Annotated in this window: 21 protein-coding genes and 1 tRNA gene; 15 read left to right on the forward strand and 7 right to left on the reverse strand. The window is 53.4% G+C overall.

Annotated elements, in window-relative coordinates:
- Window positions 1-313 precede the first annotated feature (313 nt).
- Window positions 314-2,077 (forward strand): adenylate/guanylate cyclase domain-containing protein, encoded by a 1,764-nt coding sequence (locus tag UM181_06865; GenBank protein WQC64320.1) that lies wholly within the window; start codon window positions 314-316, stop codon window positions 2,075-2,077.
- A 910-nt stretch (window positions 2,078-2,987) separates the two neighbouring features.
- Here the strand turns inward: UM181_06865 and UM181_06870 are convergent.
- The 4 genes from UM181_06870 to UM181_06885 all read right to left on the reverse strand — a co-directional run bounded on the left by UM181_06870 (window position 2,988) and on the right by UM181_06885 (window position 6,606).
- Window positions 2,988-3,063 (reverse strand) — tRNA-Thr (locus UM181_06870).
- A gap of 41 nt (window positions 3,064-3,104) precedes the next feature.
- Window positions 3,105-4,616, reverse strand: coding sequence for a heme biosynthesis HemY N-terminal domain-containing protein (locus UM181_06875; GenBank protein ID WQC64321.1), 1,512 nt, complete (start codon window positions 4,614-4,616; stop codon window positions 3,105-3,107).
- Between the two features lie 10 nt (window positions 4,617-4,626).
- On the reverse strand, window positions 4,627-5,820 hold the full coding sequence (locus UM181_06880) for a hypothetical protein (GenBank protein ID WQC64322.1): 1,194 nt from the start codon (window positions 5,818-5,820) through the stop codon (window positions 4,627-4,629).
- Window positions 5,821-5,856: 36 nt separating this feature from the next.
- Complete coding sequence (locus tag UM181_06885; GenBank protein WQC64323.1) at window positions 5,857-6,606, reverse strand: uroporphyrinogen-III synthase; 750 nt, start codon at window positions 6,604-6,606, stop codon at window positions 5,857-5,859.
- Window positions 6,607-6,630: 24 nt separating this feature from the next.
- Between UM181_06885 and tsaD the strand changes: the two genes are divergently transcribed.
- The 3 genes from tsaD to UM181_06900 are packed head-to-tail and all read left to right on the forward strand — an operon-like array spanning window position 6,631 to window position 9,145.
- Complete coding sequence (gene tsaD / locus UM181_06890) at window positions 6,631-7,755, forward strand: tRNA (adenosine(37)-N6)-threonylcarbamoyltransferase complex transferase subunit TsaD (GenBank protein WQC64324.1); 1,125 nt, start codon at window positions 6,631-6,633, stop codon at window positions 7,753-7,755.
- On the forward strand, window positions 7,752-8,717 hold the full coding sequence (locus UM181_06895; protein WQC64325.1) for an NAD(P)H-dependent glycerol-3-phosphate dehydrogenase: 966 nt from the start codon (window positions 7,752-7,754) through the stop codon (window positions 8,715-8,717). Before tsaD ends, UM181_06895 begins: the two co-directional genes overlap by 4 nt.
- A gap of 2 nt (window positions 8,718-8,719) precedes the next feature.
- A complete protein-coding gene (locus UM181_06900) occupies window positions 8,720-9,145 on the forward strand; it encodes an EVE domain-containing protein (protein ID WQC64326.1) in 426 nt (141 codons plus the stop codon).
- Between the two features lie 318 nt (window positions 9,146-9,463).
- Here UM181_06900 and ahcY read toward each other — a convergent pair whose 3' ends face one another.
- Window positions 9,464-10,855 (reverse strand): adenosylhomocysteinase, encoded by a 1,392-nt coding sequence (ahcY, locus tag UM181_06905; protein ID WQC64327.1) that lies wholly within the window; start codon window positions 10,853-10,855, stop codon window positions 9,464-9,466.
- A gap of 241 nt (window positions 10,856-11,096) precedes the next feature.
- Here ahcY and UM181_06910 point away from each other — a divergent pair, with 241 nt between their 5' ends.
- Window positions 11,097-11,687 carry an HD family hydrolase gene (locus UM181_06910; GenBank protein ID WQC64328.1) on the forward strand — a complete coding sequence of 197 codons (591 nt, stop codon included), beginning with the start codon at window positions 11,097-11,099 and terminating at the stop codon, window positions 11,685-11,687.
- Between the two features lie 39 nt (window positions 11,688-11,726).
- Here the strand turns inward: UM181_06910 and UM181_06915 are convergent, their stop codons facing one another.
- Complete coding sequence (locus UM181_06915) at window positions 11,727-12,281, reverse strand: ActR/PrrA/RegA family redox response regulator transcription factor (protein WQC64329.1); 555 nt, start codon at window positions 12,279-12,281, stop codon at window positions 11,727-11,729.
- Between the two features lie 75 nt (window positions 12,282-12,356).
- Window positions 12,357-12,986 (reverse strand): SCO family protein, encoded by a 630-nt coding sequence (locus UM181_06920; GenBank protein ID WQC64330.1) that lies wholly within the window; start codon window positions 12,984-12,986, stop codon window positions 12,357-12,359.
- Window positions 12,987-13,071: 85 nt separating this feature from the next.
- Here UM181_06920 and UM181_06925 point away from each other — a divergent pair, with 85 nt between their 5' ends.
- The 10 genes from UM181_06925 to hslU all read left to right on the forward strand — a co-directional run bounded on the left by UM181_06925 (window position 13,072) and on the right by hslU (window position 26,546).
- Complete coding sequence (locus tag UM181_06925) at window positions 13,072-14,457, forward strand: ActS/PrrB/RegB family redox-sensitive histidine kinase (protein ID WQC64331.1); 1,386 nt, start codon at window positions 13,072-13,074, stop codon at window positions 14,455-14,457.
- A gap of 149 nt (window positions 14,458-14,606) precedes the next feature.
- The gene (tsaE, locus tag UM181_06930; protein ID WQC64332.1) at window positions 14,607-15,083 is read left to right on the forward strand and encodes a tRNA (adenosine(37)-N6)-threonylcarbamoyltransferase complex ATPase subunit type 1 TsaE; all 477 of its coding nucleotides are present in this window, start codon (window positions 14,607-14,609) and stop codon (window positions 15,081-15,083) included.
- Complete coding sequence (locus UM181_06935) at window positions 15,076-16,062, forward strand: phosphotransferase (GenBank protein WQC64333.1); 987 nt, start codon at window positions 15,076-15,078, stop codon at window positions 16,060-16,062. Before tsaE ends, UM181_06935 begins: the two co-directional genes overlap by 8 nt.
- On the forward strand, window positions 16,063-16,776 hold the full coding sequence (locus tag UM181_06940) for a nucleotidyltransferase family protein (protein WQC64334.1): 714 nt from the start codon (window positions 16,063-16,065) through the stop codon (window positions 16,774-16,776).
- Window positions 16,777-19,716: a double-strand break repair protein AddB gene (addB, locus tag UM181_06945; protein ID WQC64335.1), complete on the forward strand. Its 2,940-nt coding sequence runs from the start codon at window positions 16,777-16,779 to the stop codon at window positions 19,714-19,716.
- Window positions 19,713-23,108, forward strand: a complete 3,396-nt coding sequence (gene addA / locus UM181_06950) for a double-strand break repair helicase AddA (GenBank protein WQC64336.1) — start codon at window positions 19,713-19,715, stop codon at window positions 23,106-23,108. The genes addB and addA overlap by 4 nt, the downstream gene beginning before the upstream one ends.
- A gap of 54 nt (window positions 23,109-23,162) precedes the next feature.
- On the forward strand, window positions 23,163-23,483 hold the full coding sequence (trxA, locus tag UM181_06955) for a thioredoxin (protein WQC64337.1): 321 nt from the start codon (window positions 23,163-23,165) through the stop codon (window positions 23,481-23,483).
- 130 nt (window positions 23,484-23,613) lie between these two features.
- Complete coding sequence (gene hslV / locus UM181_06960) at window positions 23,614-24,171, forward strand: ATP-dependent protease subunit HslV (protein WQC64338.1); 558 nt, start codon at window positions 23,614-23,616, stop codon at window positions 24,169-24,171.
- Window positions 24,168-25,238, forward strand: a complete 1,071-nt coding sequence (locus tag UM181_06965; protein ID WQC64339.1) for a hypothetical protein — start codon at window positions 24,168-24,170, stop codon at window positions 25,236-25,238. The genes hslV and UM181_06965 overlap by 4 nt, the downstream gene beginning before the upstream one ends.
- Entirely contained in the window at window positions 25,239-26,546 is a 1,308-nt protein-coding gene (hslU, locus tag UM181_06970; protein ID WQC64340.1) for an ATP-dependent protease ATPase subunit HslU, read from the forward strand.
- The last annotated feature ends 55 nt before the right edge of the window (window positions 26,547-26,601 follow it).

The following is a 26,601-nucleotide window of genomic DNA, read 5'->3' on the forward strand; positions in this document are numbered from 1 at the left end:
GCTTAAAAATATTTCGCGGCGATATTGATTTAATCACCTGAAAAATAAAAGACTCGTGCAATCGAAGGTAAGGCAATGAGTGGGCCGTATCGGGTGCTTGACGCTCTATGCTGATCTTTCAAGGCACTACGCGTGGCTTCTTGGGGCATGTGCCTCAATTTAAAAATGTCATTTAAATATGTTGATTGAATACAGAGCAGGGAAATTACGCGCGCTGTGACGCAAGGTAATTCAAAACGTGTTCGCCTAAACAGCCTTGCTTTTAGGTAAATCATACCGCTCAATAGGGTCGGCGGAAAACGGGAGTGCTACTATGAAACGCAAATTTACAACTATACTCGCATTGGATGTTGTTGGATTTAGCAAAATGATGTCGCTCGACGAAGATCGCACATTGATGAACTTGCAAGCCCGACGTAAAATAATTGACGGCTTAATTGAACAAAAAGGCGGCCGCATTTTTAATACAGCGGGCGACAGCGTGCTCGCAGAATTTCCAAGCCCGGTTGATGCGGTAGAGTGCGGCGTTCAAATCCAGAATAAATCCGTGGCGCTTAATGGTCAGTCAGATGATGCAGATAAAATGAGCTTTCGGATAGGCCTGAATATGGGCGAAGTTCTTATATCAGATGGCGATTTGTTTGGAGATGCCGTCAACGTGGCGGCGCGGCTAGAAGCGCAGGCGATTGCGGATGGTTTATGCATTTCAGAGAGCATTTTTGAACTTGTGCAAATGAAGGTCAAAGTTTCATATGAAGATGCCGGTGAGTTGACTTTAAAAAATATCACTCGGCCCGTGCGCGCTTATAACGTTCTGAAATGCAAAGGCGCAACGCGCGGGTTGCTGAGTGCAGATTCAGAGCCCAAAGTTGCCGTTTCGCAGGCTGGAGCGGGCTCTGTGGCGGTGATGTTGTTTAAAAATCTTAGCAATGATGAAGAGCAGGGCTATTTTTGCGAAGGGTTTAGCGAAGATTTAATTTCGGCTTTGTCCCGCTATAAAAGCCTGCTTGTCATCGCCAGCAATGCCAGTTTTTCTTACTCGGTCAAAGATAAATCTCTGACCGAAATTGGCACCGAGTTGGGCGTGCGTTATTTGGTGGAAGGCAAGGTCAGAAAGATGGGGCAAAAAATGCGGATCAGCGTTTCTTTGCTGTCTGCAGAGGATGAAACGGGGCTTTGGAGCCAGAATTTTGATACCACGCTGGACGATATTTTTGATGTACAAGATGAGATCGTCGCAACCATTGTTGCTAAGCTGGTAGGGAAAGTAGAAAGCGATCAGGTCAAAAAGCTTGCGAATAAAAAGCCGGATGTCATGGAAGCGTATGATTTGGTTTTGCAGGGTTTAGAGTTTCATCGCAAAAGTTCAATTTCGGCTGAAAATAATAAAAAGGCGCTAAGCTTATTCACCCAAGCCACCGAGGTTGATCCAAATTATGCGCGGGCATATGCATGGAAAACATGCTCGCTCGCAAATAATTCCGAGTGGTTTCCCGATGACATGCCGCCAAATTGGATGGAAGATGCGTTTGCATCGGTGAACCGGGCGATGGAAATCGATCCGGACGACCCCGAAGCGCATCGGATTTTAGGCGCCATTAAACTGATGTTTGAAGGCGATATGGAAAAGGCTATTTTTCATCATAAAAAAGCTATCGAAATTTGCCCAAGTGATACTTTTCATTTGGCGCGTTACTCTGTTCTCCTATCCTATCTGGGCCAACCTAAAGAGGCTATGGAGCAGATCAATAAGGCACTCCGCATTAATCCGTTCGGATCTGATTTGATGTTCGAGACGCAGGGCGTATGCAATTATTTGCTGCAGGATTATTCAGGAGCGTTGGAATCTTTTAAACATATGCAAATTGAAACCAGAACCAGCCTGTTTTACGCAGCCGCTTGTTACAGCCATTTAAACAATGATGAATTGGCTCAGGATAAACTTGAATTGGCGAAAACGGATAGCGGCATGGAAATTGATAAGTTTGTGGCGACCCAGTTGTATCAGAATGATGAGATTTCTTCAGCGCTTGCAAAAACGCTTCTGTCTATCGAAGATATGGTATCAGTCAGTTAAGCCATCAATGCAGCCCGTAGGAGCGCCTTGGTAAAATATAATGCCTTTACTAGCTGTCATGAGCGATCTTGACCTGATCGAAAGTCCATCCGCAGATCAGGCTCGCAGTTGCTTAAAGTTAGCTTTTGCCGCGAGCCATACGATGATCTTCGAGCGTCTGCCCTGCGAGATGTATCTTTGTAACGCTAAGGCTGTGGTTCACAGTTGCTGCATCTTTGCAAAAGAGTGCCTTAAGGTTTATTCGTGGTTACTCTCACGGCATAGCCTGACGGCCGCTATACAACATTGTGGAATGTCTTGGTCTTGTTTGACCCCTTTGAGGCGCAGGTTCATCTCACAAATTTCAGTCAGGCTCAAATCTATGGGCTCCGCTATTGCGGGGTGTTTACCGCTATTCTTACCTCTAAAAGACATTAAGTGCTGAGCGTGCATTTCTGCGTAAGCGAGCCTAAGAGAATGCCGTTAGGATTCAAGCTTTGTACTAGCAGTCCGAGCCAGAGCAATGGCCTCACGTGCGGATTGTGTTCCAAGCCAAAAGGAAATCCGGTTGGTTTTATAATGCTGGCGGTCATCTTTCGGTGTATAAATGACATCTGCCTTAACAGCATCAGCGAGAAGATGCTTCCCTGGTAGATCATCCGAAGAGATTCTCAGGATATGCCAATGTCGATCCAATTTAGCGGCATCGCTCATAGCCCGAACACGAGCATCCTTGATGGAATTGGTTCTTAACGAGTAGGCGATCCTACCCGTTCTGTAATGCCGTCGTAAGTCTGCGGGAACTCTACGGGAGAAATACCAAACGCCGTCTTTTTGGAACGTGTAGCTATTAGATTTGGTTACCAGCATGGTCTACGGCTCACTGTCAAAGTCAAAATAGTGAGGTATTACGATGCGTTAGATTCAATTATGGTGCCGGTGATAGGACTTGAACCTACGACCCCATCATTACGAATGACGTGCTCTACCAACTGAGCTACACCGGCCCTAAAAGCGGTTTACAGGAATATATCAGATCAGGCAAAGCTCAATTTATAGGCTTTTCTTGGGCTTGTTCAGATAGCTCGATTGCCGCGCTTTCAGGGGCTGGAGTGTCAACATCTAACGCTTTCTCTGGATTTGGCTTGCCTCCTTCAGCTGTCTCGGGATTTGCCTCAGCCATCAAAAGTTGCACCATATCCAATCCGTTTGATGTGCTCAGATCCTCTATGGGGGCGGGCCTCCAGCTTAACGTATCAAAGGCTTCGCAATGCTGGCAGGTTGCGGACCAAACAGTGTTGACCCCATGACAGCTATCGCAGACCCAGCGCGGGCCGCGCTGCGCGGCCAAGGCTTTGGTTAACCAGCCTCGGATCACCTTGTCTGGGCTGCCCTGACCGCGTTCAATCGCTGCCATAATGGTAAGCACTCTTGCATCAGCTTCGGTCTCTAGCAAGGTGCCCACGGCGCGTTTTGCTGCTGGAAAATCCTCGGCATATAGGTGCAATTCGGCAAGCGCCAGCCGCGTTTCGCGATGCGCTGGGGCAAGTTTTTCCAGCACTGAAAACCGCTTGAGGCGCTGCTGCGGTGTTTCCTCTGGGGCCAGTTCGGCGAAGATACTCGCCAAATCTGGATGCGGTTGGGCTTGCCAGGCTTTCTTGATCACCCTTAAGGCATATTTGGGCTTTTCCGCGTCTAGATAGCTGCGCGCGGCCATCACCGCGGCGGGAACCAAATCGGGAGAAAGGCGGTTGGCTTCAATCGCGGCTTCGCGGGCCTCAATGCTTTGACCCTGCCCGAGCACGTCTTTGGCCTGCGAAAGCGCCAGCACCGCATCCCGGCGTTTATGAACATCGCGCGGCAAAGCGCCATGTTTCAGCTTGGCGCCAAGCGTATGGCGCGCGCCCTGCCAATCTTTTGATTGGGCTTGTAGCGCCAAAAGCGTGTCTTGCGTTTCAACGTGCTTTGGCTTCAGCGCAAAAGCCTTTTCCGCGAGTTTCAACGCGATATCGGTTTTTCCATCGGCTAATTTTTGTTTCATAATGCCGCGAATACCAACAAAGCGGGTGCTGGGTTCTTGAATGAGCTGCTTGTAAATCTCTTCCGCTTTACGTTGATCACCGGTTAATTCTGCGGCCTGAGCGGCCAACACGTTGGTCAAGGCAGGGCGGTTCAGGTAGCGCTCTGCTTTCACCGCTTTGCTCAAGGCAAGCGTGCCTTCACCCGAGGCCAGCGCCAGCAACCCCTCGGACAGCGCTTGATAGCCTTTGCGTTCGCGGTTGCGAAAGAAATAGCGCGTGACGGCGGTTTCATCGCCATTGATAAATTTCAAAACGGCGATAAGCAGCCCGAATATTTTCAACCCAATCCAAACCAAAACGCTGAATAAAAAGAGCGCAAGCACCGCCTGCAGCGGTGTGAGCGTATATTCCGTGCCCGCCACGATGGCTTGCACATTGCCTAGGATCAGGTTCTGCCCATCGATCAGATACGCAACCCCAAGCGCTAAGGCCGCCACAATGACCAGAAATAATAAAATCTTTGTCAGTGAAATTAACATAATGGCTATCTTACCCTTCAATCAACCGGCGTAAAGACAGCAGCGCGTTCTGGCGCGCCAGTTTCTGCTCTGCGAGCGCTTTCCAAGCTGCCATTTGGGCCGCTGGTGCGGGCGTCAGATCCGCAATCTCTGCCAATGCGGCGGATAGGTCGCCCGAGGCCAAAGCCGCTTCTGCGCGCGATAAGATTGCATCCGTGCTTGCGCCCGTTTGTGGAGCCAGCGATCGCGCATTCAATTGTCGCTTTAGAAACGCGCCCAGCCGGGCCGCGCTGAGATTAGCGGGCTCTGCGGGATCGCTGGCGGCCAAGGCCCGCCGCGCCGCTGACGGAAATTGCTGCTTCAATTGCTCTAAATCTACCCCGCCTTGATCGGCGCCAAGCTCAAGCGCCGGCGGTATCGCCAGATCGCTTAAAGCGCTGATTTTGATTAAGATTTGCCGATAGGGGCGGTTGTCGCGCAGCGCGTCTTCGAGGGCAGCTAGCAAATGCGTAAGTTCACGGCTTTGGTGTTGATTTTGCGCCTGCTCGGTGCTGTGTTTGTCTCTGCTGATCAAATCATCAATAGCTTTTTGTAGCGCGTTGATGCGTGTTTGCTGTGCGTCGAGCGTGCTTGCAAGCTCACTCAGCGCCACTGCCGGAGCAGATGGAGTTGTGTTGACGGCGTTTAAAGCGCCAAAGGCGGTCTGTAAATTTTGTACGTCATCGCGCAGCGCGCGCAGCGTTGCGTTGGCCTGTTGATTTTGCGTTTCAAGCGTAATTCTTGCAGTGTTATTGCTCAAATCTTTGATTTGCTGAGCCATTTGACCTGCATTTGCGCGCAGCCTGCCTGTCGCGGTGTTAAGGCTGCGCAGATCGCTTTGCAGCGCCGCGATCTCTGCCCCAAATTTTTGATCTGCACTGGGTGGCATCGTCCATGGGGTGATAAAAACGCCCGATAAAAACGCCAAAGCGATCACGGCAGCTGCCCCTGCCGCCCCCGCAATCGCAGTTGTAACGCGCGAGGGATAGCCTTGATTTTTGGGCTTTGCCTCAGCCGCGGTTGGCGTCGGTCTGGGGGCATCGGCCTTCGGGGCAGCGGCGGGATTAAGAGGCGCTTCAGACCCCGGGCCTTGGGGCAATTCTTCGGAGAAGTCGTCGGTCTTTTTATCCGGTTGATCTGCGCTAGGCACAGGTTCATTTGCCGCATTTTCGGTGTTATCTGCCATCGAATAGGGCCTTTGCTCCTTTATTTTTCTGCGCCATTATGTGCCTTTAATCGTAGGGTCAATCAACATCATATCCTGAAATCGGCGTAAAACAGCCTTAAGCATCGCGCCGCGATTTGGATGACATGCGACGGTTGTTTTGATATGCGGCTGCGTAGAAAAACACGCCGCTACGGTTTGGCTGATCGCGATGATCTCGCTGCCATTAGGAAGCGGGCCATAGCGCTGCAAAAGCCGCGCTGAGCGCGGCGAAAACACTGGCACCAGCAGCGCTTGCGGCTGGGTGAGCAAAGCGCGGGCCTGAATGCTGAGCGGCGTTTCAATTTGGTCATAAATCACGCATTCGGCGCAGGGGATGCCTTTTTTGGTGAGGGTCGTAGCAATCTGGCCCCGGGCATGCTGCCCGTGCGGGTGAATAACTGGCCCTGCTGCCCCTGTCTTTTGCACCAATAGGATAAGATCTTGCGCCGCTCCTGCGCTGTTTATCACTGAAAAACCCAATTTTTTTGCCGCCTCCGCGGTGGCCTCGCCCACGGCGAAGCAGGTCATTTTCTTGGGGATAGGCGCGTGGGCAAAACACGCGACCGCATGTCGAGAGGTGAAAACCACCGCGGCATAGGCGGATAAATCTGGCAGGGTGCCGATGGGCGTTATGGTAAGAACCGGGCTGATCAAGATCTGTGCGGCGGGCTGATGCGATAAAACCTCTTGCGCAAAGGCCTGCGCGTCTTTTTGGGGCCGGGTCAGCAGGAGCGTTGGGCGTTGAGGCAAGATATTGTTTGTCATGGATTAGAATGTTACCCCCCCAACATGTTTGAGACAATGGATGAAAACATCTCGGCTCGGCCGGCACTTTTCCTAGGGCTTGAAAGCAGCTGCGATGATACAGCGGCGGCCGTGGTTTCCTGCCCGCCCGAGGGGCGGGTTGAAATCAAATCATCGATCGTGATGGGCCAGTCAAATTTGCATGAGGCGTTTGGCGGCGTGGTGCCGGAAATCGCGGCCCGCGCGCATGCTGAGCGCCTGGATCTCTGCGTCGCAAATGCCCTTGAGGAAGCCGGGTGCGATTTACAAGATGTGACGGCGATTGGAGTGACAGCGGGCCCGGGATTGATCGGGGGGGTGTTGTCGGGTGTGATGTGTGCCAAAGGCTTGGCTTTGGGGGCAGATAAGCCTTTGCTTGGGGTGAATCATTTGGCGGGGCACGCGCTCACCCCACGGCTGACGGATCAAATTGCCTTTCCTTATTTGATGCTGTTGGTGTCTGGCGGGCATTGCCAGTTTTTGATTGTTTCCGGTCCGGACCAGTATCACCGCTTGGGGGGCAGCATTGATGATGCCCCGGGTGAGGCGTTTGACAAAACGGCCCGCTTGATTGGGCTTGGGCAGCCTGGTGGCCCTGCCATTGAAAATGCGGCGGTGACTGGCGATTGCAAACGCTTTGCGTTTCCGCGCCCGCTCTTGGATCGGGCGGGGTGCGATATGTCTTTTTCCGGTTTGAAAACCGCGGTTTTGCGCAGCCGTGATGCGCTTTTGGCCGAACAGGGGGGGCTGTACCCACAGGATCAGTGCGATTTAAGCGCCAGCTTTCAAACCGCGGTAGCGGATGTTTTGGCGGAAAAAACCAAACGCGCTTTGACAGACTATTTGGCCTGTGCACCGGCGCAACCATGCTTGGCTGTGGCTGGGGGCGTGGCGGCGAATAGGCAGATTTGCGCGGCTTTGCAGCAGGTGTCTGCGGCGATGCAGGTGCGCTTTGTGGCGCCGCCTCTAGCGCTATGTACCGATAACGCGGCGATGATCGCCTATGCAGCCGCAGAGCTCTACCGCCTTGGACGGCGCGATGATATGCACCTATCCGCCCGCCCTAGATGGCCGTTGGACACCCGGCAACCAAGTTTGATCGGCGCAGGCAAAAAAGGCCCAAAAGCATGAGGGTCTCGATTTTGGGTGCTGGCGCGTTTGGAACGGCTTTGGCGATCGCCTTGGCCAAGCACAGGCCCGGGGTTACGTTATGGGCGCGAGATGCCGCGCAGTTGCGGAACATGCAAACCGCGCGCTGCAATCAAAAACGATTGCCGAATATGGGGTTTCCCGAGGCGCTTGGAATTGCCGCTGATTTGGCCAAATGCGCCGCTGCCGAAATTGTTCTGCTGGCTGTTCCAATGCAGCAGCTTGGTGGGTTTCTTTCCGCGTTGCCCCAAAAGAATTCCCCTAAATATCTGGTAAGCTGTTGCAAAGGCATCGATCTGGAAACCGGGAAAGGGGCCTCTGCGTTACTGCAAGCGCAGGCCCCAAATGCGCAGGCTGCGGTGTTGACCGGCCCCAGCTTTGCAACGGATCTGGCTGCAGGTTCGCCAACGGCGTTAAGCTTGGCCTGCGCGGATGCTGCTGCGGGCCTGTACCTGCAAGCGCAACTTTCAACCCCCAGTTTGCGGCTGTATCGCAGCACGGATGTGATCGGAGCTGAGCTGGGCGGGGCGTTGAAAAACGTGATCGCCATCGCGTGCGGGGTTACGATTGGGGCCGGTTTGGGGGACAGCGCTCGTGCCGCGCTGATGGCTCGGGGATATGTTGAAATGCAACGGTTTGCAGCGTCTTTGGGCGCGCGAGATCACGCTATGGAAAGCTTGTCGGGTTTGGGCGATTTAAGCTTAACCTGTATGTCGGATAAGTCGCGTAATTATCGCTATGGTCACGCGCTGGGGCAGCAGAAAAAATTTGACCCTTTGATCACAGTGGAGGGCGTGGCCACCGCAAAGGCCGCCTTGGCTTTGGCCAAAGTCCAACAAATTGATTTGCCGATTACGCAGGTGGTGGTTCAGTTGTCCGAGGATAAAATAGAGGTCGCACAGGCGGTAGATCTTTTGATGTCGCGCCCTCAAAAACAGGAATGAGCATGGCGTTTTGGCTTTTTAAATCTGAGCCCAGCACATGGTCTTGGCAGGACCAAATTGCAAAGGGCGCGGCCGGCGAAGTTTGGGATGGCGTGCGCAATTATCAGGCCCGAAACTTTATGCGCCAAATGCAAATCGGAGATCGCGGATTCTTTTATCATTCCCAAGAAGAAAAATCGATTATCGGGCTGGTTGAGGTGATCCATGCGGCGCAGCAAGATCCCACGACGGATGATCCAAAATGGCAATGCGTAACGATAAAGGCTTTGCAAGGTTTGCCCAATGTGGTTTCATTGTATCAGATTAAAGCGCTTCCGGCGCTGGCTGATATGGTGCTTGTGCGCAATCCAAGGCTATCGGTGCAGCCCGTGCGCGTTGAAGAGTGGCGAATTATTCTTGAAATATCTGGTTTAAATCCACCAGGTTAATCAGCGGTGTCACCCCGGCAAAATGATAAATATTGAAACCGCAGCACGCTGTGTTGGGCTGGTCTGGCTTTTGAAAAAATAGGGCTCCGCCGTTGGGCGGAACCCTCTGTCACCCCAATGCGCTCCCACAGCACCTTCGGTTTCAGAAACGGGTTCGGCCATCCTGACGCGAACATGCAACAAACCTAGCGGGTATGCGCGTTTGGCACAAACTTTTACTATAAAGCATTTGTTTAAATTTTGAGAAAGTGCTGTGGCAGGCTTGTTTCGGGTGGCCGCTTTTCTTAACCGGGCCACCCGGTATTTTTAAGCGATGGCTTAATATCTGTAATGTTCTGGTTTGAACGGGCCTTCGGGGGTTACGCCGATATAATCTGCCTGATCTTTTTCCAATCTGGTCAGTTTCACGCCGATCCGCTCCAGATGCAGGCGCGCTACTTTTTCATCCAGATGTTTTGGCAGAATATAAACGTCATTCTTATAATTATCGCCTTTGCTCCAAAGTTCAATTTGGGCCAATACTTGGTTGGTGAAAGAGGCAGACATCACGAATGAGGGATGGCCCGTCGCATTGCCAAGGTTCAACAAGCGCCCTTCGGAGAGTAAAATCAAACGGCTGCCCGACGGCATTTCAATCATATCCACTTGGTCTTTGATATTGGTCCATTTGTGGTTTTTCAGATTGGCCACTTGGATTTCATTGTCAAAATGGCCGATATTGCCCACGATGGCCATATCTTTCATTTCGCGCATATGCTCGATGCGGATCACGTCCTTATTGCCCGTGGTGGTGATAAACACATCAGCGCTGTTCACAACATCTTCCAAAACAACCACTTCGAACCCATCCATAGCGGCCTGCAAGGCGCAGATCGGATCAACCTCTGTTACTTTGACGCGCGCGCCAGCCCCGGCCAATGAGGCGGCTGAGCCTTTTCCAACATCGCCATATCCACACACAACGGCGACCTTGCCCGCCATCATCGTATCTGTGGCGCGGCGGATCCCATCCACCAAGGATTCCTTGCAGCCATATTTATTGTCGAATTTTGATTTTGTGACCGAATCGTTCACGTTGATGGCCGGAAACGGCAATTGGCCTTGCTTGACCAATTCATAAAGCCGGTGCACGCCGGTTGTGGTTTCTTCGGATACGCCTTTGATCATTGCGCGTTGTTTGGTGAACCAACCCGGGGTTTCGGCCATACGCTTTTTGATCTGTGCAAAAACCGCTTCTTCTTCTTCTGATGTGGGCACGGCGATCAGGTCTGTTTCTCCGGCTTCAACGCGGGCGCCGAGTAAGACGTATAGCGTGGCATCGCCGCCATCATCCAAGATCATATTCGCGCCCTCTGGAAACATGAAAGACCGGTCGAGATAATCCCAATGCTCGGTCAGCGTTTGGCCTTTCACCGCGAAGACGGGTGTGCCCCCGGCTGCGATCGCGGCCGCTGCATGATCCTGGGTGGAGAAAATGTTGCAAGAGGCCCAGCGCACATCAGCGCCCAATTCAACCAGCGTTTCGATTAACACCGCCGTTTGAATGGTCATGTGCAAAGAGCCGACGATGCGCGACCCGCTTAATGGCTTGCTTTCACCATATTCGGCCCTCAGCGCCATCAGGCCCGGCATTTCGGTTTCAGCAATGTTCAGCTCTTTGCGGCCAAACTCTGCCAGCGCAATGTCTTTTACGATATAATCCGTGCTCATCGGCATCTCCTAAAGGTTTGGGGTCGCCTATCACAAGCATTTGCAAGCTTCAAGAATGTGCAGAGGCTCTCGGTGAGACCTGCGGCAATTGGCCTAGGAACCACAAACGCCTTTTTTTATGCATGGCGCTTTAGACGCGGCAATTTTGACCTTTTTGGATTTGAAACGGTGGCAGATGACGCGCAGCCCTTGTTAGCAAAAAGCCCGCATGTCATATTATTTCTGATTATTCGAGGACCCCATGAAACAACCACGCGCTTGGCAAAGAATGCTGTCTGGACGGCGATTGGACTTGCTTGACCCAACGGCAGTTGACATTGAGATTGAAGATATCGCCCATGGCTTGGCCTTTGTGGCGCGCTGGAACGGCCAAACGCAGGGCGAGTTTGCCTATTCTGTCGCCGAACATTCTTTGTTGGTGGTAGAGTTATCCAAACGGCTTTTTCCCAAAATCGAGGCCAAATGGCAGCTCGCAGCCTTGTTGCATGATGCACCGGAATACGTGATAGGGGATATGATTTCGCCGGTTAAAGCGGCCGTTGGCGCAGGCTATGAAGCTTTGGACGAGCGCCTGACCGCCGCTATTCATATCCGTTTTGGGCTACCCGCAAAACTGCCGGCCAAAATTAAAGCGCAGATTAAAAAGGCCGATAAGTGCAGCGCCTGGCTTGAGGCCACCCAGATTGCCGGATTTTCACAACAAGAAGCCAACCGGTTCTTTGGCAAAATGCCAATGGATCTTGTGCCAGCTTTCACGGTTAAACTGCGGCCACCCAATCTGGTAAAGCGGGATTATATTTCCAAATACCAGACCCTTATATCGAAATTATAGGCAGCGCGGGTTGCTTTACTGCGCCAAATCGGGGTGGTTTTACCGCGGGCTGCGCTTGGCCAAAATACGCTGAAGGGTGCGCCGATGCATATTCAGCCTTCGGGCGGTTTCCGAGACGTTGCGGTCGCAGAGCTCATACACCCGTTGGATATGCTCCCAGCGTACGCGATCCGCGCTCATCGGGTTTTCCGGCGGTGGGGGCAAATCATCCCCCCGTGCCAATAACGCATTGGTGATATCAATCGCATCCGCGGGTTTGGATAAATAATCGGTGGCGCCAATTTTCACTGCGGCCACTGCGGTGGCTATGGCGCCGTATCCGGTTAAAACTACAACCCTGCAATCGGGGCGTTTTTCGCGCAGCACTTCCACAACATCTAGGCCATTGCCGTCTTCCAGCCGCAGATCAACCACCGCATATGCTGGAGATCGCGCCGTTGCGATTGCACGCCCAGCGGCCACTGATCCGGCGGTTTCAACCTCAAAGCCGCGTTTTTCCATGGCTTTCGCAAGCCGTTTGAGAAACGGGTCATCATCATCAACCAGCAAAAGCGAAGGGTCTTCGCCCAGATCCTGATATGTTCGTTCTGACACGCGGTCGCCTCCTGAGCGGTTGCCTTTGATTTACATCTAATGCGGCCACCCGCCTTGGTCAAATAATACCAGTGTTTAAGCTGCGTTCAAAAAGCAGCTGATTTTCTCGGCCACTTGCTCGGCGGGTAAATCACGGCGGAAAAATTCGACAAACCCATGCTCGGGAAGCAGCAGATAGCTCATTGTTGAATGGTCGACCAAATAATACGGATCGTTTTGGTCATGGGCTTTGTAATAGGTCCGAAACGCTTTACTTGCGGTTTTGATTTGGGCATCGCTGCCTGTTAATGCGATCAGTCTTGGATGCATCACCTCGGCAAATTCTGCCAAGACTTGGGGTGTATCTCGCTCCGGATCGATGGTGATAAAAACGGGCGTTACGTTTTGTCCGGCCGTTTCCAGCAGATCCACGGCTTCAACATTGCGCATCGTATCCATTGGGCAGATATCGGGGCAGAACGTATATCCAAAATAAAGCAGAGCCGGAGTTTTGCTGACATCGTCTTGCGACATGCTCTGCCCGTGCTGGTTTACTAGCGTGAACGCACCCCCAATCTGTTCGCTGCCACCCGCAATCACGCTGGCGCGGCATTGCGCGAAACGATCGCTTGAACGGGGCATGAACAATGTGGAGACCGCCAGCCAAGAAAACAAAAGTAACAGGGCAAACCCGGCGCCCAACACCACTGTGAAACGGTTCTGCATAAGGGATTCCTTAGAGTAATTGCCATTGCTTGGCCTTTATGGGATCTATGTTTCCTAACAACCCACGTCAACCGGCAGGAAGATGATGACTGAACACGACGTCAATTTATTTTCAGATCAACGCCGCAGCAATTGGATTAGATTGCGCACTTTAATTCTGCTACGCTGGGTGGCGATTGCGGGCCAGTTGACGGCGATTTTAATTGCCAAAGAGGCATATAATCTGCAGCTTGAGCTGGGTCTTTGCCTTCTTGCGATCGCGGTGTCGGCTATTGGCAATCTGGTGGCCATGGTCAGCTTTCCTGAAAACAAACGTCTGTCAGAATTTGAAAACATGATGATGACCATGTTTGATCTGCTGCAATTGGGCTTTTTGCTTTATCTCACGGGTGGATTGCACAATCCGTTCAGCATTTTGCTTTTGGCGCCGGTTGCGGTTTCTGCCTCAATTTTGAAACTGCGATCAAATTTCATTCTGGGTGGCACCACGATCGTTTTGGTTACAATTTTGGCGGTGTATCATTTGCCTCTACGCACCCAAGCGGGCGCATTTTTGCGCATTCCAGAGTTATTTGTCTTTGGAAATTGGATCGCAATCGTGATCGCGTTGGTGTTCTTAAGCGTGTATTCGCGCCGCGTTACGAATGAAATGAACGCGATGGGAAACGCTTTATTGGCCACGCAAATGGCGTTGAGCCGGGAACAAAAGCTTACCGATTTGGGCGGTGTGGTGGCGGCAGCAGCGCATGAGCTGGGCACGCCTTTGGCGACGATAAAATTGACCAGTGCAGAATTGATGGAGGCCTTGCCTGATGGCTCGGAACTGCAAGAAGATGCAAGCTTGATCCGAGAACAGGCCAATCGCTGCCGCGATATTTTACGCTCGATGGGGCGCGCGGGAAAAGACGATTTGCATTTGCGCAGCGCGCCCTTAAGCGAAGTGCTGCGTGAGGCAGCCGAGCCGCATAAGGATCGGGGCGTGAAAATCAATATGTCTTTTGAACCGATCGAGGGCGCCGGGCTTGGCCAGCCGCTGGCTTTGCGGCGCCCGGAAATCATTCACGGTTTGCGCAATATGGTGCAAAATGCGGTTGATTTTGCCAAATCAGAGGTTTGGGTGGAAAGCTATTGGAGCCCCGATATGATCACTGTGCGGATCTTGGATGATGGGCCGGGCTATCCCGTTCACATGCTTGGGCGCATCGGCGATCCTTTTTTGCGGCATCGCAAAACAGGCGCGGCGCGTGATAACAGGCAAAGCTATGAAGGGATGGGCCTCGGCGTTTTTATCGCCAAAACATTGCTTGAAAGAACCGGCGCAGAATTAAGCTTTGCCAATGGATATGATCCTCAGCAAAGACCGGCAGCCAAAGCAACGCCGCGCGGCGCGATTGTGGAAATTCAGTGGCCCAGGGCTGCGGTTGAACAAATCACCGCTGCGCTGGGCGAAAACCGCGCTATGAAGATTTAGCATTTTGACGCTGGCGGAGTGTTTGCGATTACCGCTTAAAGCCTTGGGGGCTTGCGCGGCCTTTCAAAGCTTGCCTTGCACACAACCAAGGCTTCACGGGCTGCACGATCTGTCTTGTTTCGCGCAACTGGCGATGTCATCTTAGATTTATGAATTTATTTACAACCGAATTTCACATGCCTTCTGAGGCGCATATGCAAGCCTTCGCAGCCGCGCTTGGCAAAAGCTTGCGATGCGGGGATATCCTTCTGCTTGAGGGGCATATCGGCGCTGGCAAAAGTTTTTTTGCGCGCAGCCTGATCCAATCGGTACAAGATATTCCTGAAGAAGTGCCCTCACCAACGTTCACGCTGGTACAAACCTATGACACGCAAATCGGTGAGATTTGGCACGCAGATCTGTATCGCTTAACCTCGCATCAAGAGGCGGTTGAATTGGGGTTAGAAGAGGCGTTTGAAACCTCGATTTCTCTGATTGAATGGCCGGATCGGCTGGGGGATCTATCTCAATATAGCCCGTTAAATATCGCGTTTTCCAGCGGTGCAAGCGACAGTGAACGGCATCTCAAATTGCAGGGTTCGGCGTCTATTTGGGCGCCACGGTTGCAGGGTTTGAGCGATGAATGATCTGGGTATATCCGCCGAGTTGCAAGCGTTTTTGCGGCAGCATAAATGGCATAATGCGCAGATTGTAGCGCTGAAAACGGATGCGTCTCAGCGCCAGTATTACCGCTTATCGCAGAATGAACGCTCGGTCATTTTGATGGATGCGCGGCGCAGTGCGGTGGGTGAAACAAAGCGATTTCAACGGATTGCGTCACATTTGTTTGCGCAGGATCTCAGCGCTCCACAAATTTATGGCGCGGATCATGATTTGAGGGCTTTGCTTGTTGAAGATTTGGGCGATGATTTATTGTCGGGATTTTGGGCAAAGGGCGCGCAAAGCGCCTATCCAATTTATCAAAAGGCGGTTGATATGCTGCTTGCGGTGCAGGCAAGCGACCCTCCGGCCTTTTTAGCGCAGCCCGATGCACAGGATTTGGCTGTCATGATCACGCCCGCTTTTGAATTTTATAAAGGCTCAGCACGCGTTGAGGCGGATCAATCCGCCCTGCTTGCTGCGCTTACCGATTTGCTCGCGGCTGCGCTGCAAAGCGCGCCAGTTCTGGCGCTGCGCGATTGCCATGCGGAAAACCTTCTTTATTTGCCGGCGCGCCGCGGTGCGGCCTGTGTGGGTATTTTGGATTTTCAAGATGCGTTTCAAAGCCACCCCGCCTATGATCTTATGTCGCTTTTGCAGGATGTGCGCCGCGATATTCCCGCCAGTATGGAGGCTGGTTTGATCGCGTATTTTGTGGCGCAGGCGGGCCTAGAAGCGCGGGCCTTTCAGCGCGCTTATGCGGTTTTGGGGGTGCAACGCAATCTGCGTATTTTGGGGGTTTTCGCGCGGCTGGCCCTGCAAGAAAACAAAGCAAATTATCTGGTGCATATGCCCCGGGTCTGGCGCTATATCCAACGCAATTTACGCGCTCCGGGTTTGCAAGGGCTTAAGGCTTTGATCGATGCAGAATTTCCCAGCCCTGCAAATTTAAATTGGACGGTTTAAATGCACATGATGGCCAAAACCCCTTTTCCCGTGATGATTTTTGCTGCTGGTTTCGGGCGCCGCATGGGGGCGCTGACAAAAGATAAACCCAAACCCTTGGTGCCTGTAAAAGGGCGGGCGTTGATCGATTATGCGGTTGATATTGCGCGCGAAAGCGGCGCTCAGACGATCCTTGTTAATCTGCATTACAAGCATCAGATGCTTGCGGATCATTTGCGCGACGCGCCCGTGCAAACGCGGCTTGAACTGCCGGATATTCTTGAGACGGGGGGCGGATTAAAAGCGGCGTTGCCGCAATTGGGAGCGGGCCCCGTGGTAACGATAAATTCAGATGCGATCTGGCAGGGTGAAAATCCGATTGCCGCTTTGCGCGCGCGCTGGCGGCCAGAGCGGATGGAGGCGCTGCTGCTGTGCATTGAGCGGACCCATGCGCAGGGCCATAGCGGGGCAGGCGATTTTTCGCTGGCAAAGAATGGCTGTCTGCAGCGCGGAGGCAACTTGGTTTACACTGGTGTTCAAATCATAAAAACGGATGGATTGATGGCCATTGAACAACGCGCCTTCTCGCTCAATCTTTTATGGGCCCAGATGATAGAGCGCCAGAGCGTGTATGGCGCGGTGTATCGGGGCAACTGGTGCGATGTTGGCCATCCTGAAGGGCTGGCATGCGCCCAAAACATGCTGTCTCATTCCCATATGCCAAAGGCAAATTAGGTGAATTTTAAAGATCAGACGCTTTTTGGATTGCCCCCCGGTGCTGATTTTGCCGCCGCTTTGGTGGATGGGCTTTGCGCAAAGTTTGCCATGGCCCCACCGGCCGATCTGGCGCGCGTGCAAATCATCGTGAACACCCAGCGTTTGGCGCGTAGAGTGTCTGATTTATTCGCCGCAAAGGAAAATATTCTGCACCCTAAACTGCATGTTTTAAATGATTTAAGCGGATTGGCGCCGCAGATTATGCTGCCCGCAGCGCCGCCGGCCTTGAGCAGCCGCTTCGAGTTATTGGCGTTGGTCGAAAAGCTGCTTGTTCAGCAGCCCGATCTGGCCGCGCGCTCTGCCCTGTTCGATTTAACCGATAGCCTCGCCCAGCTGATCGAAGAAATGCAGGATGAAGGCGTGGGCGTTGCAGACCTAAAAGGGTTAAACGTGAGCGATCAATCCGGGCATTGGCAGCGCACCCATGCTTTTTTAACCATCGCAGCCGAGTATCTTGCAGGGCGGGCCGCGCATCCTGATATGGTCAGCCGGCAGCGGCAGATGGTCGAACAGATAAGCGCCTGCTGGCAAACTGCACCGATCCCCTCGCCGGTCATTCTGGCAGGTTCAACCGGATCGCGTGGAACAACGCTGTCTTTGATGAAAGCTGTGGCCGCGCTGCCGCAAGGGGCCTTGCTCTTGCCCGGGTTTGATTTTGATATGCCGCTGACGGCGTGGGCTGACATGGCGCATGCGTTGGACAGCGAAGATCATCCGCAATACCGTTTTGTGAAATTGCTTTCGGCATTGGCGGCTCAGCCGCAGCAAGTGGCGCGCTGGGCAGGGATGAAAGCGCCGGTTCCAGCGCGGGGCGCTTTGGTGTCTTTGGCGTTGCGGCCCGCGCCTGTTACCGATTGCTGGCTGTCCGAGGGGCCGGCTTTGCACGATATTGCGGGTGCCACAAGTGCCATGACCTTGCTGGAAGCGCCTAGCCCGCGCCTTGAGGCCATGGCGATTGCTATGCGGCTGCGCGAAGCAGCGGAAGAAGGTCTTACAGCGGCTTTGATCACGCCAGATCGGGGTCTAACGCGGCAAGTTAGCGCCGCCCTCAGCCAATGGGGCATCATCCCGGATGACAGCGCGGGCATGCCGTTACACCTTAGCCCTCCGGGGCGTTTGTTGCGCCAAGCGCTTGGCATATTGGGGCAGGGTGTCAGCACGCCAACGCTTTTGGCGCTTTTAAAACACCCTTTAGCGCATAGCGGGGGCGCGCGAAATGAACATTTATTGCTGACCCGCGATTTAGAGCTTTATTTGCGCGCCAAAGCGATCCCGTTTCCGCAAAGCGCTGGCTTGCATGCCTGGGCGCAAAAACAGAATAATCCTATGGCGCTGTCATGGGCTGGCTGGGTGTCTGAAATCTGCGCAGCGCATTGGCCGGCGGATTCTGCGCCATTTGCGGATCTGCTGTCGCAACATTTGACATATGCTGAAGCGATTTGCCGAGGATCGCGCCCCGATGAGGATGACGAGGCTGGGGGGTTGTGGCAGCAAAAGGCCGGGCGCCAAGCCCGCGAAACGGTCAAGGCGTTGGAAGCGGCGGCGGCCTCGGCTGGCGCGGTTTTGCCGTTTGATTACGCGGGGGTGTTCAACGGCGTTCTTGCGCAAAATGAAGTGCGCGATCGCGATGCTCCGCATCCTAAGATCTTAATCTGGGGTACGTTAGAGGCGCGGGTTCAGGGCGCAGATTTGTTGATTTTGGCGGGGTTGAATGAGGGGGTTTGGCCGCAAGTGCCGCCCCCGGACCCTTGGTTGAACCGGCGCCTGCGCCATGAGGCGGGATTGTTGCTTCCCGAGCGTCGGATTGGGCTATCTGCGCATGATTTTCAACAAGCGATTGCTGCAGGGCAAGTTTGGCTGACCCGCTCAGTGCGCAATGATGAGGCTCAAACAATCCCCGCGCGTTGGGTAAACCGCTTGACCAATTTGTTAAACGGATTGCCTGAAAATGGCGGCGTACAGGCGTTTTCGGCGATGCGTGCGCGCGGGGATGCCTATCTAAAACGCGTTGAACGCTTCGAGTCATGGCACCCAGCCCCAGTGGCGTTGCGCCCGGCGCCGGCGCCGCCAAAAGCGATGCGCCCTCAAAAACTCTCGGTGACGGAAATCAAAACGCTGATCCGCGATCCTTATGCGATTTATGCCAAGCATGTTTTGGGCTTGCGACCTTTAGAGCCGATTGAGCCTGTCCCGGATGCGCGGTTGCGCGGGGTGATATATCATGCGTTGATGGAGCAGTTCATCAAAGCCTGGCCTGATTGCGCGCCGGCGGATCGGCGCCTTCGGTTTGTTGAAATTTCAGAAGCTTTGCTGTGCGCGCAAGTGCCTTGGCCATCGCATCAGGCGTTCTGGCGCAGTCGTCTGCGGGCAATGGCAGATTGGGTTATCGCCGAAGAAGAGGTTCGCCAAGCGCGCGGCCAACCGCTTGCGCTTGAAGGCCGCGGGGCTGTGTTGCTGCCCGAGCTGCAATTTACCCTCAGCGCGATTGTGGATCGCATCGATATTTCGCAGGAGGCTGGGCTTTATATCTATGATTATAAAACCGGCGCGGTGCCCACGCCCGATCAACAAAAGGTTTTTGACAAGCAGCTTTATTTGCTAGCCGCAATCGCGCAGCAGGGGGGATTTGAAAATCTGCAACCCGGCGAGGTTGCTGAGGCGGCGTTTATCGGTCTGGGGGCGGCGAAAAAATATCAAGCCGCACCGTTTGACAAAGAACCGCTTGCGCAAGCTTGGGAAAAATTCAAACATTTAATTGCCAGCTATCAAAGCGAAGAGACAGGGTTTCAGGCACGCCGTGCTTTGTTTCGCGTTGAAGATTATTCACCCTATGATCAATTGTCGCGTTATGGCGAATGGTCGCTCAGCGCGCCTGCCCGTCAAGAGGTATTGAGATGAGCGCGCGTGATCCCGCCAGCGCGCGCCAACTTGCTGCGGCGCGCCCCGAAATATCAACATGGCTATCGGCCAATGCTGGCTCGGGCAAAACCAAAGTGTTAACCGATCGGGTGGCGCGCTTGTTGTTAAATGGCGTATTGCCCGAGCATATCCTATGCCTGACCTATACGAAAGCGGCTGCCAGCGAAATGCAAAACCGGCTTTTTGAGCGGCTTGGGGCATGGTCGATGCGCGCCGATGCCGCGCTGCGCGATGAGTTGCAGCAATTGGGTCTTGAAACCGAACTTGACGCGGCGATGCTGCGCAAAGCCAGAACCCTGTTTGCCCGTGCCATTGAGGCGCCTGGTGGTTTGAAAATTCAAACCATTCATTCCTTTTGCGCGGCGCTGTTGCGGCGGTTTCCGCTGGAGGCGGGTGTGAGCCCGCAATTTCATGAGATGGATGAACGCGCGAGTCGCTTATTGGCGGGCAGCATTCTGGATGACATTTCCGCCTCGGATCAGCAGTCGGTAATCGGTTCAGTGGCCGCTTATTGTAACGAAACGGATGTTATGGACCTGATCGCCTCTGTCTTGAAACACCGGCAGTTATTTGCGCAGGGCAGCGCCAAAGCAGAGATCTGGGGGCGATTGAATCTTCCCGTGACTCTTACCGGCGAAGCGCTGTGCGCAGGGGTATTCACACAGGATGCCTGGGGTTTGATTGGCACGCTGGTCAGTGTTCTCAGTACCGGATCTTCCACCGATCAGCGTAATGGCGAAAAGCTCGCCAAATTGTCTGCGCCAAGCCTTGAGGCGCTTGGCCTGTTGGAACAGCTGTTGCTTTGGGGTGAGGGTACAACAAAAAATACGCCGTTTTCCGCAAAAATTGACGCCTTTCCAACCAAAGCGCTGAGAGACGGCGCGTTGCAGCCCCATTTGCCTGCGCTTCACGCCTTAATGGCGCGCGTTGAAGATACCCGTGATCAACGGCTGGGGCTTATGGCAGCCCAGAAAACCGCCGTGCTCTATGCGTTTGCTGCGGTTTTTCTGCCGGCTTACGAGCGTGAAAAACAGGCGCGGGGATGGTTGGATTTTGACGATCTGATTTTAAAGGCGCGCGGGTTGTTAACGGATCAAGCTGTTGCAGATTGGGTTTTGTACCGCTTGGATGGTGGCATTGATCATATTTTGGTGGATGAGGCGCAGGATACCAGCCCCATTCAGTGGCAGGTGATCGAAAAACTGGCCCAAGAATTCACCAGCGGCCAAGGCGCACGGTCAAATCGCGGCCGAACGATTTTTGTGGTTGGGGATAAAAAGCAATCGATTTATTCCTTTCAGGGCGCAGACCCGGCTGAGTTTGATCGGATGAAAGCAGATTTTGCGGCGCGGTTGAAACCCACTGACACGCCGCTATTTGACGCCAGCCTGGCGCATTCATTTCGATCGTCTTCGGCAATTTTGGCATTGGTAGATAAGTTATTTGCGCCGGCACCGGGCGTGTCGGGTGCTGCCGGCGAACAGCATTTGGCCTTTAAAACTAAAATGCCGGGGCGGGTGGATCTATGGCCCGCGCTTGAGGCGGTGGAAAAGCAAAAAGATCGCTCTTGGGAGCGCCCTGTTGACCTACCGGATCAAGACAATCATTTGGTGCAATTGGCGCGCCATATTGCCGAAGAAATTGACCATATGATCACCCAGAAGGTGGCGATACCCGAAGAAATTGGAAAAACCGGCCGCTATCATATGCGGCCAGTGCGCGCCGCGGATTTCCTGATTCTTGTCCAGCGCCGTTCTGATTTGTTTCAAGAAATTATTCGCGCCTGCAAAGCCCAAAACCTACCGATCGCGGGCGCGGATCGTTTGAAACTGGGCGCTGAAATGGCGGTAAAAGATTTATTGGCGCTCTTGGCTTTTCTGGCCACGCCGGAAGATGATTTATCCTTGGCTGTGGTGCTAAAATCGCCCTTGGTCGGCTGGGATGAGCAAACGCTTTTCACTTTGGCGCAGGGGCGCGGCAGAAAGTTTCTCTGGCAGGTTTTGCGCGCGGCAACCGATCAGCATGGGCATTTGATTGCGATGTTGAATGATTTGTTGCTACAGGCTGATTTTTTGCGCCCCTATGAATTGCTCGAGCGCGTTTTGACGCATTACGCGGGCCGCAAGCTGCTTTTGGGTCGCTTGGGTCAAGAAGCCGAAGATGGGCTGAACGCGCTTTTAGGGCAGGCGATGGCCTATGAGCGCAGCGAGGTTCCCAGCCTGACAGGGTTTTTGGTTTGGATGCAATCTGACGGGTTGGAGATCAAACGCCAAGCCGATCAAGATGGCAATCAAATCCGCGTGATGACGGTGCATGGCGCCAAGGGATTGGAATCTCCCATCGTTATTTTGCCCGATACGGCGAAGCGTGACGCGCGGTTGCACGATGATTTATTGGTCGCCCAAGATGGCGCGTTTTGGAAAGTGCCTCGCGCCGAAATGCCGCCGCGATTGCGCGAATTGCGCGAGCGCAAGCTGCGTGCGGAAGAGGAAGAGCGCGACCGTTTGTTATACGTGGCGATAACGCGGGCGGAAAAATGGCTGATCGTGGCCGCTGCGGGGGATTTGGGGGCGGACCAACGGGCTTGGTATCAAAAAATCAGCCTTGGGGTTGAGGCTCTTGCGGCGCAATCGCAGCGTTTTCCAACGGGTATGGGGCGCCGTTTTGACTATGGCGTTTGGGGCCCGTGTAGCGCAGAGGTCGAAGAAGAACAAAGCGTGCCGAGCCTCGTTTTGGAAGAGTTCTTCAATGAGGTGGCGCCGCCGGTCCCGGCCCAACCAAAGCCGTTAAGCCCCTCTGATTTGGGGGGTGAGAAATCGCTGCAGTCGGATGCTGAGGAGACGGATGAAGACGCAAAGTTACGGGGACTGCAAATTCACAAATTGCTTGAAGTGCTGCCAAGTCTTGATCCTGCGCTCTGGCCCGATATGTGTTCTAAAATTTTGGATCAGGCAGGTTTGCCCGCCTCTGCAGAGACGTTTGAGGCGCTTAAAGCGGAAGTTCTGGGCGTTTTAAAGACCCCCGATTTGCAATTTTTATTTGGTTTTGATGCGCTTGCAGAAGTGGCCTTGTCAGGCCCAGTGGCGGGCCTTGAGAACAAGCAGGTTTACGGCATTGTTGATCGTTTGGTGGTGCAAGAGGCGGCTGTTTGGCTGGTTGATTTTAAATCAAATGCGCAAGTTCCAGAAAGCCCGGCAGAGGTGCCATTGGGACTTTTGCGTCAGATGGCCGCTTATGCTGCGGTTATCGCCCGTACCTATCCTGACCATCAGATAATCCCGGCGCTGCTCTGGACCAAACAGGCGCGTTTGATGCCCTTGCCGGACGCGCTCTTGGCAAACGTATTTTCCGAGCCATCCCTTGACCTTTAGGGGCGCGATGCCTAGGTTCCCGCTATCAGAAATGTGGTTTCAGGAGATACGAAAATGGCTACAGTTGCCGTCACAGACGAGACTTTCGACAGCGAAGTAAAAAACTCTGACGTTCCTGTCGTGGTTGATTTTTGGGCGGAATGGTGTGGCCCTTGCAAGCAAATCGGTCCGGCGCTGGAAGAGCTGTCGGTTGAAATGGCCGGCAAAATTAAAATCGCCAAAGTCGATGTGGATACAAACCCAAATTCCGCCGCCTCCATGGGGGTGCGGGGTATTCCGGCGTTGTTTATTTTCAAAGATGGCGAAGTGATTTCGAACCGCGCTGGCGCTGCACCGAAAGCCGCACTGCAAAGCTGGATAGAAGATAGCATTTAAGCTCTCTGAGATGCTGTGATGTCGAATTGGGCACCTTTGGTGCCCTTTTTCGCACCAAACCCGAACTTTATGCATGCGCGTTAATGCAGCGCATATCACGGATAGCGCAGAGCGTAAAAAGGAGAGGCGTATGAGCCAAAGTGATTTTCCCGGATGGCATGGTACCACGATTATCGGCGTTAAAAAATCGGGCAAAGTGGTGATCGCGGGGGATGGTCAGGTTTCGTTGGGGCAAACGGTGATCAAAGGCACAGCGCGCAAAGTGCGCCGCTTATCCCCCGGCGGTTTTGACGTGATTGCAGGTTTTGCGGGTTCAACCGCTGATGCGTTTACGCTTTTGGAGCGGCTTGAAGCAAAGCTGGAAGCCGCGCCTGGACAGCTAGAACGGGCTTCGGTTGAACTGGCCAAAGATTGGCGTACGGATAAATATCTTCAAAAGCTGGAAGCGATGTTGATCGTCACCGATGGCAAAAAGCTTTTTGTGATCACGGGCGCCGGTGATGTGCTTGAGCCAGAGCATAATATTGCGGCGATCGGCTCGGGTGGCAATTTTGCCTTGGCGGCAGCGCGTGGCATGATGGATAGCGATAAAGACGCAGAAACAATTGCCCGCGAGGCGATGGCGATCGCCGCTGATATCTGCGTCTACACGAATGGCAAACTGACGGTCGAGGATCTTTCAGAATGACCCTTATCCCGCCTGAAACGTTGCGGTCAGCCGTTCAGGCGGGTATTTTAAATGAAGCCCAGGCGGTACGTCTTTCGGTACATCTTCAAACAGAGTTTGGGTTTCGCGCCGCGTTGTCGCGCGATGATGAGCCCTTTGAATTTTTTAGAGGGTTTTCGGAAATTTTTGTCACTTTGGGGTTAAGCCTGTTATGGGGCGGTGCGCTGGGACTGATTGGACTGTCTGTATCTTGGATGTTTGCGCATTTTTGTTGTTTGGTTTTATGCCTAGGCCTGGCGCGCTATTTCACGCTGATACGCCGGATGAGCTTGCCCAGCATCGCTTTGGCGCTGGGCGCCGCGGTGAATGGCAGCGCGGTGTTTTCAATTGGTTTTTTCGAGCTTGGAAGCTTTGAAAAAGCGCCTCTTATGGCGCTGGCAGCGCTTGGTATGGGGGGCATGGCTTTATATTTTAAAGTTTTCAAACTGCCGTTTGCGATGTTTTTGTTTGGCCTGTTCGCGATGCTGTTGAGCTATAGCGTGGCGCTTGACCTAACCGATATCTCCCTTGCGCCCGCAAATTTTCCGGAAATGTTTTTCAATTTAGGCATCGGTGCACCGGTGGCCTATGCCTCGCTTGGTCTTGGCTTTGCAATGATGGCGCTGGGGCTTTGGTTTGACATGCAGGATCCGCACCGCTTGGGTCGATTTTCGGCAACTGGATTTTGGCTGCATATTCTTGCCGCGCCGGCCTTGGTGAATACGGCAGCTTTCTCCCTTTATAAATTGGGCGGGACAACTGGTTATCTTTCGATGGCGGGTCTGCTTTTATTGGTAACCGTTTTTGCGTTGATTATTGATCGCCGTTCTTTTTTAACAGCGGGCTTATTCTATTTTATCGCCGTGATTGTTTGGATCACAAACCAAGCGCTGGGAGAGGCATTTGGCGGGGTATCGATTGTGTTTATACTCGGCGTGCTATTTACGGCATTGGGCACTTGGTGGGTGCAAATGCGCGGCGCAGTGTTGCGTGCCTTGCCAGAGTTTCCCGGCAAATCTAACCTTCCCCCTTATCGATCAGAGGATTAAATGACTGACTTAACTCCGCGTGAAATTGTTTCAGAACTTGACCGTTATATTATCGGGCAACGCGATGCGAAGCGCGCCGTTGCCGTGGCGCTGCGCTCTCGCTGGCGGCGCAAACAACTTGATGCCAGCTTGCGCGATGAAGTTTATCCTAAAAATATCCTTATGATCGGGCCAACCGGCGTGGGTAAAACCGAAATAAGCCGGCGGCTTGCCAAACTGGCGAAAGCCCCTTTCATAAAAATTGAAGCAACCAAGTTCACCGAAGTGGGCTATGTGGGGCGAGATGTCGAGCAAATCATCCGCGATTTGGTTGATTCTGCCATCGCGATGACGCGCGCGCAGATGCGCGATGATGTGCGCGCAAAGGCCGCTCAGGCGGCGGAAGATCGGGTAATAGAAGCCATTGCCGGATCCGATGCGCGTTCTGCCACGCGCGAAATGTTTCGCAAAAAGCTGCGCGCTGGCGAGCTGGATGATCAAGAGATCGAACTTGACGTTGCCGATACCAGCACGCCCACACCCATGTTGGATATTCCCGGACAGCCCGGCAGCCAGATGGGGATGATGAATATAGGCGATCTGTTTGGCAAAGCGTTTGGTCAACGCACGGTGAAGCGCAAAATCAAAGTGTCTGATAGCCATGATCTTTTGGTTGGGGAAGAGGCGGATAAACTGCTAGATGATGACAGTGTTACCCGCGCTGCGATCGAAACGGTGCAAGAAAATGGCATCGTGTTTTTGGATGAAATTGATAAAGTCTGCGCGCGCAGCGATGCGCGTGGCGGTGATGTCAGCCGCGAAGGTGTACAACGCGATTTGCTGCCTTTGATCGAAGGCACCGTGGTCAGTACGAAATATGGCCCGGTCAATACCGATCATATCTTGTTCATTGCCTCGGGCGCGTTTCATGTGGCCAAACCGTCGGATCTGCTTCCTGAATTGCAGGGCCGATTGCCCATCCGGGTTGAATTGCGCGCGCTCAGCGAAGAAGATTTTGTGCGTATTCTCACCGAGACCGATAATGCGTTGACCCTGCAATATACCGCGCTGATGGGGGCCGAAGGTGTTGTGGTTAACTTTACCGAAGAGGGGATCGCCGCGCTGGCAAAAATAGCCGCGCAAGTGAACCTGTCGGTGGAAAATATTGGTGCGCGGCGGCTTTATACGGTGATCGAGCGGGTGTTTGAAGAGCTGTCGTTTGCCGCCCCTGACCGCGCCGGTGAGACCGTTGAGGTCACGGCTAAATTTGTGGAAGATAATTTGGGTGATCTGGCCAAAAGTGCCGATCTTAGCCGTTATGTTTTGTAACGCTGCTGGTTTGACCTTGCAGAGCGCTTTGATCCGTTGAAAGCGGGCATGCATA

Source organism: Alphaproteobacteria bacterium US3C007, from assembly GCA_034423775.1.
In the GTDB taxonomy this organism is placed as follows: domain Bacteria; phylum Pseudomonadota; class Alphaproteobacteria; order Rhodobacterales; family Rhodobacteraceae; genus Thalassovivens; species Thalassovivens spotae.